The organism is Aurantimonas sp. A3-2-R12 (assembly GCF_036016755.1).
In the GTDB taxonomy this organism is placed as follows: Bacteria; Pseudomonadota; Alphaproteobacteria; order Rhizobiales; family Rhizobiaceae; genus Aurantimonas; species Aurantimonas coralicida_A.
The window spans coordinates 1-12131 of sequence record NZ_JAYXIH010000065.1; the positions used below are offsets into that span (position 1 = coordinate 1).

Annotated in this window: 11 protein-coding genes; 7 read left to right on the forward strand and 4 right to left on the reverse strand. The window is 64.2% G+C overall.

Annotated elements, in window-relative coordinates; all coding sequences use genetic code 11:
- The 3 genes from VSX60_RS20735 to VSX60_RS20745 all read left to right on the forward strand — a co-directional run.
- Positions 1-239, forward strand: a 239-nt coding sequence (locus VSX60_RS20735; protein ID WP_327626155.1) for a hypothetical protein, incomplete at its 5' end; no start/stop codon positions are given.
- Positions 240-369: 130 nt separating this feature from the next.
- Complete coding sequence (locus VSX60_RS20740) at positions 370-585, forward strand: helix-turn-helix transcriptional regulator (RefSeq protein WP_327626156.1); 216 nt, start codon at positions 370-372, stop codon at positions 583-585.
- 219 nt (positions 586-804) lie between these two features.
- Positions 805-2478 carry an AMP-binding protein gene (locus tag VSX60_RS20745; RefSeq protein WP_327626157.1) on the forward strand — a complete coding sequence of 558 codons (1674 nt, stop codon included), beginning with the start codon at positions 805-807 and terminating at the stop codon, positions 2476-2478.
- Positions 2479-2484: 6 nt separating this feature from the next.
- Here the strand turns inward: VSX60_RS20745 and VSX60_RS20750 are convergent, their stop codons facing one another.
- The 4 genes from VSX60_RS20750 to VSX60_RS20765 form a co-directional block, all read right to left on the reverse strand.
- Complete coding sequence (locus VSX60_RS20750) at positions 2485-3768, reverse strand: GNAT family N-acetyltransferase (protein ID WP_327626158.1); 1284 nt, start codon at positions 3766-3768, stop codon at positions 2485-2487.
- A gap of 130 nt (positions 3769-3898) precedes the next feature.
- Entirely contained in the window at positions 3899-4450 is a 552-nt protein-coding gene (locus VSX60_RS20755; protein ID WP_327626159.1) for a DUF924 family protein, read from the reverse strand.
- A 54-nt stretch (positions 4451-4504) separates the two neighbouring features.
- A complete protein-coding gene (locus VSX60_RS20760; protein WP_327626165.1) occupies positions 4505-5668 on the reverse strand; it encodes a CobW family GTP-binding protein in 1164 nt (387 codons plus the stop codon).
- A gap of 10 nt (positions 5669-5678) precedes the next feature.
- Positions 5679-7079, reverse strand: a complete 1401-nt coding sequence (locus tag VSX60_RS20765) for a D-alanyl-D-alanine carboxypeptidase family protein (protein WP_327626160.1) — start codon at positions 7077-7079, stop codon at positions 5679-5681.
- A 164-nt stretch (positions 7080-7243) separates the two neighbouring features.
- On the opposite strand from VSX60_RS20765, the gene VSX60_RS20770 reads away from it, so the two are divergent.
- From VSX60_RS20770 to VSX60_RS20785, 4 genes are all read left to right on the forward strand, one after another.
- Positions 7244-8413 (forward strand): M20 aminoacylase family protein, encoded by a 1170-nt coding sequence (locus tag VSX60_RS20770; RefSeq protein ID WP_327626161.1) that lies wholly within the window; start codon positions 7244-7246, stop codon positions 8411-8413.
- Between the two features lie 173 nt (positions 8414-8586).
- Positions 8587-9300, forward strand: coding sequence for a Crp/Fnr family transcriptional regulator (locus VSX60_RS20775; protein WP_327626162.1), 714 nt, complete (start codon positions 8587-8589; stop codon positions 9298-9300).
- A gap of 460 nt (positions 9301-9760) precedes the next feature.
- Complete coding sequence (locus VSX60_RS20780) at positions 9761-10414, forward strand: CarD family transcriptional regulator (protein ID WP_327626163.1); 654 nt, start codon at positions 9761-9763, stop codon at positions 10412-10414.
- Between the two features lie 518 nt (positions 10415-10932).
- Positions 10933-11799 carry an RNA polymerase factor sigma-32 gene (locus tag VSX60_RS20785; protein ID WP_327626164.1) on the forward strand — a complete coding sequence of 289 codons (867 nt, stop codon included), beginning with the start codon at positions 10933-10935 and terminating at the stop codon, positions 11797-11799.
- Positions 11800-12131 lie beyond the last annotated feature (332 nt).

The window sequence follows — 12131 nt, forward strand, 5'->3', positions numbered from 1 at the left end:
AGCTCGACCGCACCAGTCAGCGCCAATACCAGGCGGGCGACATGGCGGACTACAAGGCCACCCGGTCGGCAATGGGCGACATGGCCAAGAGCCTCGAACGCGATCCGCAACTTGAATCCCTGCTCGCCAACCGCAAGGCCGCGCTCGGCATCGACACGGAGGCTGGCCGCCGACTCGGTGCGGCCCTCGCCCTCTCTCACGGTCTCGACCTCGGGAGAGGAAGGGGGATCGGGATATGAGAACCGTCCTATGTGCCGCCGTTTCCATCCGGCGCCGCGACGATTCCCCGGACCCTCTTGCGCCCCGGCAAGGGCCTGTCCTGACTGGACAAAGAGCCGTCAGAAACCGCCAGCCGGAGGCATCGCATCCATGCCCGCGCCAGACCGTATCGTCCGCCTGAATACCGTCCTCGCCCGGACGGGCCTGTCCCGCTCCACCATCTATCGAAAGATCGCTGAGAGTACGTTCCCCGTGCAGCTCAGGATCAGCATCAACGGCGCCGGATGGCGGGAATCCGACATCGATCGCTGGATCGAAGATCCCGTATCGTGGAGGCCGGAGGAAGAGGCCGGTGATGGCCGATAAGGCCGGATGCGCGAGGTGGCGGGACGATAGCACGGGCTGTATCATGCAATCCAATTTCCTGTGGAAAACGGAATCGAACCGCCGGTATGATTTTAGATTGGGTAATTTTGCGGGTACCTGGCGTTATCCGCACTGCATATTTATCAAGTAAATCAAATTGATATGCCATAAGTTCGATTCCGGCCAGGGCACCAATGTTCCGGCGCTGTTCTGGACGACATGACCACATCATCATCCTATGCTGATCTTTATGCCAGCTTCCGCTGGAATCTGCCGGACCGCTTCAACATCGCGGCGGCCTGCTCCGATGTCTGGGCGGCGCGCGAGCCGGACCGGATCTGCCTGATCGAGGACCGGGGCGGTGACGCGGCGCAAACGCTGACCTATACTGAACTTTCGCGTCGCTCCGTGCGGCTGGCGGCCGGTTTCGCGGCGCGGGGCGTTGGGCGCGGCGACCGGGTCGCGATCGTGCTGCCGCAAAGCTTCGAGGCGGCGATCGCGCATCTGGCGGTCTATCGCCTCGGCGCCATCGCCGTGCCGCTGGCGCTACGTTTCGGACCGGAGGCGCTCGGCTTTCGCCTGCAGGCATCGGGCGCGCGCATGGTGGTGACCGACACCGCCGGGCTTGCCACGCTTGCCGCTATCGATAGGCCGCTGCCGGATCTCGCCGAGATCGTCGCGGTCGGGACGGAAAAGCCCGGCGTTCTCGACTTTGCCGAGCTTGAAGCCCAAGCAGGCCTGGACGCCGCGACCGCCGACACGACGCCAGACGATCCGTCGATGATCATCTTCACCTCCGGCACCACCGGGCCGCCGAAGGGCGCACTGCACGGCCATCGCGTGCTGCTCGGGCATCTGCCGGGCATGCGCTTCCACCATGAAGGCTTTCCCAAACCCGGAGACCGTCTGTGGACGCCGTCGGACTGGGCCTGGGCCGGCGGTCTGCTCAACGCGCTCTTGCCTTCGCTTTTCCTCGGCGTGCCGGTCGTTTTCACCATGGCGCGGTTCGAGGCCGGAGAGGCCTTCGCGCTGATGGCGCGGCAGAAGGTCCGCAACGCCTTCCTGCCCGCGACGGCGCTGCGCATGATGAAGGGCGCCGCCAGCCCGGACGCGGTCGCCGGCCTCGACCTTCGCACCATCGGCTCGGCCGGCGAGTCGCTGCCGCGCGACACGTTCCTGTGGGCGCAGGAGGCGCTAGGGCTGACGGTGAACGAGTTCTACGGCCAGACCGAATGCAACATGGTACTCGGATCGTCGGCGGCTTATGGCGTGTCGCGCGCCGGCGCGATCGGCAAGCCCGTGCCCGGCCACCGCGTCGCCATTCTCGATCCGGACGGGCGCGAGGTGGCACGCGGCAAGACCGGGACGATCGGGATCAAGGCGCCCGATCCGGTGATGTTTCTCGGCTATTGGCTGGACCCGACGGCGACGGCGTCAAAGTTTTCCGGCGACTGGCTGACGACCGGCGACCAGGGCGTCATGGACGACGACGGCTATGTCACCTTCTTCGGGCGCGACGACGACGTCATCACCTCGGCGGGCTATCGGATCGGTCCGGGCGAGATCGAGGATTGCCTGATGACCCATCCGGGGGTTGCCCTTGCCGCCGTCGTCGGCAAGCCGGACGCGATGCGCACCGAAATCGTCAAGGCCTATGTCGTGCCAGCCGACGGATTTGCGCCGGATGCCGCACTCGCGGCCTCGGTCCAGCGCTTCGTGCGCGAGCGGCTGTCGGCCCATGAATATCCGCGCGAAGTCGCCTTCGTCGGCGAGATGCCGCTGACGACGAGCGGCAAGATCGTCCGCCGGGTGTTTCGGGAACAGGCGAAGCAGGAAGCCGGGTTGGAGACGTCGGAAAGCACAAATTTCCACGACGCCTGCCGCGCGGGATAGGCCCCTCTATGAAAAGGACAGCATGGCCCGCAGCCGCTCGCGCATCAGGCGGGCGAAGTTGCGCGAGCGGCGCATCGACGAAAGGCCTTTCGCCGCCGCTTCGACGCGCCGCGCGCCATTCGGATTCAGCCCGAGAACGATGGTCGCGATCTCGATCCGGTCGGACCAGAATCGATTCATGACGAAATGGTCCGGCATGGCGCAGGAATCGGCGCGCTTGACGGCTGGATCCGCCAGCAAGGCGCGGGTCGCTTCGGCAACGATCTGCTGCCCCGGCGAGGCGGCAGCGAAGGCCTCGTCATAAGCGCTTTTCCAGGTGTAGGCTTCGCCACGATCAACGAAGGCGACAAGGCTGGCCACCGTCCGCGTCCCCACTTTGAGCGTGAAGACGCGCACCCGTCCGTCGGCGGCCAGAGCATTGACCGCTTCGCGGGCGAAAGCCGCGCGATAGCGGTCCGTGATCAGGGCACTGCGCTGCCGGCCCTTCCAGCCGCTGGCCTCCAGAACGAAAAAATCCTCCAGCGCCAGTTGGACATCCGCCTTCGTGCGGGCGACGTCGAAACTGACCTGACCGGTGGCTTCGAGCAGACGGCGCTGACGTGCGAGTTCGCGCCGGCGCCGGCCCGAAAGAGCCGACAGGTTGTGAGGTTCGCCGTCGGCGTCCTTGAGCAGCGCCGCACGCGTAAAACCGTTGACGCAGGTGGCCGGCAAGCCGCGTTCCTTCGCTACCGCCAGAAGGGTCGTCGCCATCGCTCCATCGATGCGGACATCCGGCAGGACGAGGACATCGGGCAGGGCGAATTCAGGCCTTGCGATGGTTTCGAGAAAGCTCGCCAGCGTGTCGGCCGGATCGTCGCCATCGACGGGCAGCGTGCCCAGCGGACCGAACGGATGCGTCCAGGCGCGGATCGTCGCGGGCCCGCCGACGGACGCCGACCGTTCCAGCGAAAACGGCATCAAAAGCCTTAACCTGCTGCGAGAGCCGGCTTCGTCGCGAACCACCATGAGCCGGACCTTGCGTTCGTCGAGTCGCGGCATGGCCGGCACGAGAAACTGCGGATCGAAGAAGACGTTCGGCTCGATCGCCCGGCGGGACAGATGCGACAGTTCCTCGACCAGACCGAACGCGGCCATCGGGGCATAGATGGAGAAGTGGCGGATAGTATCGCCGCGCGAAACGGCGATGTCGCGCTCCGGATCGTGGACGAGCTCAGCTCCGCCGGCCAGCGCAATCTCGGGAGCGGCCAGAGGCGGAACGAACAACTCGTCGACTAGAGGCTTGGCTGCCATAACTCGATGATCCAAATGCAGTCATTCGACGCGATTTGCGCTTCTCACGCACGAATCCGATCGGTTCTCCTGCAAAGGATTAGCGCCATAGCCTTAAGAATCAGTCGCCGCTAAGGGCTGGCGGGGGAATTTACCCGGCGAACCCGCCATCCGCGAGAAATTGCCGTTCGGATTCGCTCGATTCCCGACCGAGAATTAGGTTGCGGTGGGGAAAACGTCCGAACCGGGCGATGATGTCGCGATGTTCCCTGGCGAAAGCGACATTGCTCTCGTCGCCGATCTCACCCATCCACGCGACGCAAGCATCCTGATCCGCCAGAATCTCCGAATGCATCATCGGCATGGCGAGAAACTGGTTCACGTCCTCCGCGACCGTTCGATGGTCGCCGCGGGCGAGTGCCTCTCGGGCGATTTCCAGCGCCTGGTCGTCCGTCGCGAAGGCTTTTGGCGTGTTCCGGAACATGTTGCGAGGAAACTGGTCGAGGAGGATCACGAGCGCCAGCGCTCCCGTCGGATCGCTCCGCCACGCCTGGAGTTCGCCGCGGACCGCCTGTTCGTAGATGTCGCCGAAGCGCCGCAGGATGGTCTCGTCGAATTCGGCGTCCTTGCCGAACCATCGCTCCGGACCGGCCTCGCGCCAGAAATCGACGATGGTCTGGGGATCGATCGAGACGGTACTCATGGAGGACTCCCTTGGGCAAGCAAGGCGGCAGGCGTGCCGCCGGAAGCGATCCGGTCAGCGGAAGCGATGTCCCGGCACCGCCAGCGGGTTGGCTTCGAGGGCGGCCCGGTCGGGCGCATCAGTACGAACCCCGCCTGTGAAGGCAGCGAAGAGATCACGGACATAGGTTTCTGGAAGCGCTTCGCCGATCAGGACGATCCGCGTTTCCCGGTTCGCGCCGGCCGGCCACGCGGGAAGCTGCGCGGGCGGGTGCAAATAGCCCTGCACGCCGTGCAGCACGACCGGGCGCTCCGGGTATTCGCGCGTATAAACCAGCGCTTTCATGCGCAGGATGCGCTGGCCCTGGGTCGCGCGCAGAAGATCGAGAAACCCGTCGATGGAGTCCCAGGCCACCGGTTCGCGGCACACGATCGAGAACGAGCGCACCGCGCCGTGGTGGTCGTGCCCGTGGTGATGATGTGGGAAGGCGCTATCATCGGCGCCGTGAGCATCGTCGCGGGCTGCCGAAGGGCGAAGTTCGGCGCCGGATTCCAGGCCCAGCCATCGGTAGGGATCGGCGGTGCCAGAAGCTGGATCGTAGACGCCGCAATTGAGCAGGCGCGACGCCAGCGCGCGCCCGTCGCCCGCGTCGATGACCGGCGCACGCGAATTCAGCGCGGCGATAGTCGCGTCCGGGGACTCGGCTCCGGTCTCCGACGCCAGATCGGACTTGGTGAGGACAATTCGGTCGGCGACCGCCACTTGCCGCTGTGCCTCTTCCCGCTCGGCCAGGTTCCGGGCGCCGGCCAGCCGGTCGACCACCGCGACGACCCCGTCCAGCGCATAGGTTTCCAAAAGGCCCGGATGGGTCATCAGCGAGGCGAGGATGGGAACCGGGTCGGCGAGACCGGTGGTCTCGATGATCACCCGCTCCAGCGCCGAATCACCGCTGGGGCGCGGGCGCGTCGCCAGCGTGATGAGGGTTTCGACGAGTTCGCCGCGCACGCTGCAGCAAAGGCAGCCATCCGATAATTCGATGACCCCGTCGCTCGACGCCGTCTCGACGAGGAGCTGGTCGATCCCGGCCTCGCCGAACTCGTTGACGACGACAGCCGTATTGGTCACGGCCGTCTCGCGAAGCAGACGGTTGAGCAGCGTCGTCTTGCCGGACCCGAGAAACCCGGTGAGGATGGTCAGCCGGATCGGTCGCCGCGCCTTGTCGAAAACCGAGGCGGTCAAGACGAATGCATCAACGGAGCGCCGCCGGCTGACGCGCCAGGCCGGTTGCCGGATCGTCACGGTAAATTCCGAACCGCGAGGTTTTGCCGCCCACCGGGCCGGGATCGATCGACACGGTCATGTCCGCGGCTTCGGCGGGCGCCGCGTCCAGGGGCGGTGGTTCGTTCTCGTCACCGCCCACCACCTGATCGAAGACGCCGACATCGGCGGCCACGACGGGCGGCACAAGGGCGTTTACGGATTCGGGCAACGTTAAGGCGACATCCTCCGACCGACTGGGCCGTGGCGTGGGCAGCGGGATGCCATAGGCCGATATCAAGGAGATGCCCGGCTCGGCGATGGCGTTGCCGGCTGCTCCGCCAAGACCGACCTGAAGCGCAACGGGCGAACGATTCATCTCGTGAAGATACGGTGAGCCGTAGGTCTCCTCGCGCTCCTTTTCCTCGACCCGCTCGTTGGCGCGGGCCGAGCGGCCCTTGGACGAACAGATGTAGCCGCTGACATCGAGCGGTTCGCCACTCGCTGTCGGCAATTCGTCGATAGTGGTGTCGATTTTCGCGAGATCGGCCTTGAAACCGGCCTCCAGGATCTCGGCGGCGTTACGTTCACGCTCGATGGTGCCGTTGGCGCCGATGACGACGGCGACGAGCGTGCTAGCGCCGCGTGTCGCCGACGACACCAGATTGAACCCGGATGCGCAGATATAGCCGGTCTTCATGCCGTCGGCCCCGTCGAAGCGGCCGAGTAGCTTGTTGCCGTTGTTCATGACCCTCTTGCCGTTGGAAATCGCCTCGGTGTTGAAAAAGTCCGAGAACGCAGGGAACTCCCGGCGAATGGCGACGCCGAGAATGGCCAAGTCCTTGGCGCTGGAATATTGCCCGTCGCCGGGCAGGCCGTTGGGATTGATGAAACGCGTATCCAGCATCCCGAGCCGCTTCGCCGTGTCGTTCATCATGGCGACGAAATTTTCCATCGATCCGTCGCCGATCGTCTGCCCGATGGCGTAGGCGACGTCGTTTGCCGACTTGACCAGCATCATGCGCAAGGCGTTGTCGAGTCGGATGACCGAGCCGGGCTGATAGCCCATCTTGCTGGGCGGCTCAGCCGCCGCGCGGCGGGTCATGACCACCGGCGTGTCCAGCGCCGCGCGCTCGTCGCGCAGCGCTTTCAGCGCGAGGTAGGCGGTCATCAGCTTGGTCGTCGAAGCGGGATAACGGCGCTCGGTCGCGCGATCCTGTGACAGCACTTTCCCGGTCTCGACATCGACGACGATCGACGCCATCGGCTGCGCGGTATCTTCGGCGGCCATCGCGCGCGAATCGCGGCCCGCGATCGGCATCACGCCGAGCAACGCCACAGCGAGGCAGGCCGCGGTCAAAAATTGAAAATGACGGGAGGCAAGCGTCTTCACGCTGGATTCCTTCATTGATTGCGGTCAGTCTGCGCACTTTGCTGAACCTGAACGATTCAACGGGGCGCTTAGCTCCAAGCTGTGACGCAAGCATGGCGTGTTACAGTTGCCGCCGATGAATGCGCCAGGATTCTAGCCTGCATCAGGAAAACCGGAAAGTATCGATGCCTGTCAATAACCGAATTGCCGAAACGCAGACCGAGATCGCGGGATGGCGCCAGCATCTCCACGCCCGGCCGGAAATTCTCTACGACGTGTTCGAGACGGCGGATTTCGTCGCCGGGAAGCTGCGCGCGTTCGGCTGCGACGAGGTCGTGACCGGGATCGGCAAGACCGGCGTCGTCGCGCTGGTGCATGGCCGCGGCGGCGCCGGTGGCCCGATGATCGGGCTGAGGGCCGACATGGACGCGCTGCCGATCGTGGAGGAAACCGGCCTCGAATATGCATCCCAGACCCCCGGGGCCATGCACGCCTGCGGTCATGACGGCCACATGGCGATGCTTCTGGGCGCGACCCGCAGCCTCTGCGAGACGCGCGCCTTCGACGGCACGGTGGCGGTGATCTTCCAGCCCGCCGAGGAAGGCGGGGCCGGCGGCAAGGCGATGATCGACGACGGTCTCTTCCGGCGTTTTCCGATCGCCAAGATCTACGGCATGCACAATCTGCCGGGGATGCCGGTCGGCCAGTTCGGCATGCGCCATGGCGCGACCATGGCCTCGACCGACGAATTCGTCATCACGATCGAGGGGCGCGGCGGACACGCCGCCCTGCCCCATCGCACGATCGACCCGATTCTCATCGGCGCAGCACTTGTGCAGGGGCTCCAGGCGATCGCCGCCCGCAACGCCGACCCGTTGAAATCGATGGTCGTTTCGGTGACGCAGTTTCACGCCGGCTTCGCCCACAACATCATACCAGACACGGCGATCGTGTCCGGCACGGTGCGTGCGCTCGAAAAGGGCCTGAGAGATTTCGCCGAGCAGCGCATCCACGAGATCGCGGGCGGCATTTGTGCCGCGCACGGCGCCACCGCCGCGATTGCCTACGATCGCAATTACCCGATTACGGTGAATGATTCGGCGGAGGCGGATTTCTGCGCCGATATCGCCCGAGAGATCGTCGGCGCGGACAATGTCAATGCCGACGCTGAGCCGATGATGGCCGGCGAGGATTTCTCCTACATGCTGGAGGAAAAGCCGGGGGCCTATGTGTTCATCGGCAACGGCAACAGCGCCAGCCTCCACAATCCCGCCTACGATTTCGCCGACACGGCGATCGCATTCGGCGCAAGCTACTGGCAGCGCCTGGCCGAACGGGCGCTCGATCGGCTGTGAGGCGGCCTCGCCGTCACGGCTACGATGTTTGTCGGCCCTGCGCCGGACCGACGTGCTAGCTATGGCGCCACAGGCTGCGAAGGCACGGCCGACGCAGAGGTTCGCAGTGTTGCGGGGAGAATCGACCATTGGCGGATGCGGCACAGAGGGTTCTGATACGGCGCCTCGATCTAGTGGCCGATCTCAATGACGATGACCGGGAGGCGCTGGCCCGGCTGCCAATCCTGGTCAGGGAGGTGGGTGCGGGGGTCGATATCGTCAGCGAAGGTCAGCACGTCACGCAATGCTGCATCCTGATCGACGGTTTTACGCACCGTTATCGCCACACCTTCGAGGGCAAGCGGCAGATCATTGCGTTTCACGTCCCGGGGGACATTCCCGACCTCCACAGCCTGCATATCAACATCATGGACCACAGCTTCGCGGCGACAACGCGATCGCTGATCGGCTTCGTATCGCATGAGGCCGTCTGGTCGCTGTGCGTGTCACATCCGAACATCGCGGCGGCGCTATGGCTTGAGACGTTGATCGACGGCGCGATCTTCCGTGAATGGATCGTGGGACTGGGTCGCCTGTCTGGCACAAGCCGTACGGCACATCTTCTATGCGAACTCGCGATGCGGTTGCGATCCGTGGGGCTGTCACCCGAAAACGTCTACCGTATTCCGCTGACCCAGCATGAACTGGCCGACGCGCTTGGCCTGACCGTCGTGACGGTCAATCGCGTGCTGCAGGAACTCAAACTCAAAGGGCTGATCGAGCGCGAGCGCTCACGCATGGTGATCAAGAACTGGCCGGCCCTGGCACGGATCGGCGAGTTCAACGCCGATTATCTTCACTTTCGTATAGGTGTCGACATGGCCAGTGGAGACCTGCCCGCGACCTGACATGCCACGGGATGTCCCCTACCGCTGACGGAAACGGCCCTCCCAGATACGGGGCGCTTGGGGCACAGGAGACCACGGCCGGTCATGGGCGGCGGAACGATTCGCCTGATTCGCAGGCGGTCGCGATGCTGCGCCGCACGAAGAACGCTTAAACGCCCAAAAACCTTGAATTTTTCGCCAGAACAGTGTAGTGTGGAAAAACAGTCGGGCGTTGTGGCCGCGAGGTCACGCCATCTCGCCCCGTGGGTCTTTCCGAAAGGTCGCTCCCTCATCCTCTTGAACACCACGGCTGCGCAACACCGGATGGTTTGCGCGGAACCCGTGAGGATGCGAACGACCTGAACCCAACGACTGCGGTCCGATCGGTTTCCGAAGGACCCGTGCAATCGGCGGCGCCAGCGTCGTCACCCGTGTCTAGCCGCTGGCGTGGCCAGGCACAACAGGGAGTTATAAAAAGCGTATGAGCAGTCAGAAGAAGACATTAACCCGCCAGGGCTTCAAGACCGGCGAGAGCATCGTCTATCCGGCTCACGGCGTGGGCCAGATCGTCGCAATCGAGGAGCAGGAAGTCGCGGGCATGAAGCTCGAGCTGTTCGTCATCGACTTCGAGAAAGACAAGATGCGCCTGAAGGTGCCGGTCGCCAAGGCCGAGTCTGTGGGCATGCGCAAACTCTCCGAAACGGATTTCGTCGAGCGTTCGCTGAAGGTCGTGCAGGGACGCGCCCGGGTCAAGAAGACCATGTGGAGCCGTCGTGCCCAAGAATACGATGCGAAGATCAATTCCGGCGATTTGATTCAGATCGCCGAAGTGGTGCGTGATCTTTACCGCGCGGAGAGCCAGCCGGAGCAGTCCTACTCCGAACGCCAGCTCTACGAGGCTGCGCTCGGCCGAATGGCGCGCGAACTCGCCGCCGTCAACGAGGTGTCCGAGACGGAAGCGGTTCGCCTGATCGAGACCAACCTCAACAAGGGTCCGAAGCGTCTCAGCAAGGCGGAAGCAGAAGCCGAAGCAGAAGCCGAAGCGAACGAGGCCGTTTCCGACGCCAATGGAGAGGCCACCGCGGCCACGCCGGCGACCGACAACAGTGAGACCGAACAGGTAAAAGCCGCCTGACACGCGATCGATTGGCCTGATCTCGGCGCAACGAAAGTTGCGCCGTCAAGCTCCTGTCCGACATCCAATGAGGCCGGCCGCTCGAACAGAGGGCCGGCCTCATTCGTTCCCGCGGCTGGGCACGCGCCTTCGACAAGCCTGCTGCGTGGTCCGTTGTCGCCCGGAAGGAAGATTTTCGTGATNAACAGAGGGCCGGCCTCATTCGTTCCCGCGGCTGGGCACGCGCCTTCGACAAGCCTGCTGCGTGGTCCGTTGTCGCCCGGAAGGAAGATTTTCGTGATGGCGGCTTGTCAGCGACCGCCCGATTGCGCATGATGGATTGAGGCTCATCATGATTTGCGACCTCGGATCGCGCCTGATCTTGCCCTAAGACCTTTCCCCTCTACATTCCCCTAAAAAGTTTTCCCCTCCGGGAACGTTTGCGGGTGATGTGCGTTTTGCACAGACCAGGCGCGGATTCCCAAACAGCTTCGCGCAACAGGCTCAAGAGCCTCGAAAGCTTGACTGGAGGGTAAAAAATGAAATCCCAATCCGCTGGCCGCACCTTGATCCGCGCAGCGATGTCCGCGCCCTACCTCCAACGGGAGGAAGAGTACGATCTCGCCGTCCGCTGGAAAGAGCAGCACGATCAGGAAGCGCTTCACAAGATTACGTCCGCCCACATGCGGCTGGTCATCTCCATGGCCTCGAAATTTCGGCACTTCGGACTCGCCATGAGCGACCTCATCCAGGAAGGCCATGTCGGCCTCCTGGAGGCGGCCGCGCGCTTCGAGCCAGAACGCGAGGTCCGGTTTTCGACCTATGCCACATGGTGGATCCGCGCCTCGATCCAGGACTACATCCTGCGCAACTGGTCGATCGTCCGTGGCGGCACCTCGTCGGCGCAAAAGGCGCTCTTCTTCAACCTTCGCCGGTTGCGCGCACGGTTGAGCCAAGGCTCCGAGAGCCTGACTGGCGTGGCCATGTACCGCGAGATCGCGACGGCGCTGAAGGTTTCGGAAGGCGACGTGGCCTTGATGGATTCCCGCCTCTCCGGGCCGGATTCCTCACTCAACGCGCCGTTGATGGAGGACGAGTCGGGCAGCGCCGATCGGCAGGACTTCCTGGTGTCCAACGACCCCCTGCCCGATCAAATGGTTTCCGACTCGATCGACGACGAGCGCCGCGTCACCTGGCTGAACAGCGCCCTGAATGTCCTGTCCGACCGTGAGTTGAAGATTATTCGCGAGCGCCGCCTGCAGGATGATGGTGCCACGCTGGAAGCGCTCGGCCTCAAGCTCGGAATTTCCAAGGAGCGGGTGCGGCAGATCGAGACGCGGGCGCTGGAGAAGCTGAGGGCTGCGTTGCTGGAGACGAATGCGGATCGGGCCGCTTACGTCAGCTGAGTCAGCCCACCTGACAAGACGTGCCGCTGGGCCGCCGGAAGGTGGCCCTTTGGTTTTTTGGGGACGCAGTTCCGGCGTCGGCGCGAGGCTGGCCACGCCATCTACGGCTTGTGGCAAGCGGTAACAACGCCAGACGGCCTCGGCGGGCGTGTACAGCGCCACGGCCGGGACGCGCCATAGGCGGCGCGGGACGGGACAACAATTGCCGCGCCTCTGCGTTTGCGGCTAGAGCGTCAGGCGATTAATCTGCAACATAGCCAGCGGCCTTGAGGTAGTTCCAACATTCTTCGGGCTCGAACAGGTCGCAGATGTTGCCGACTGCACGCCAGAGA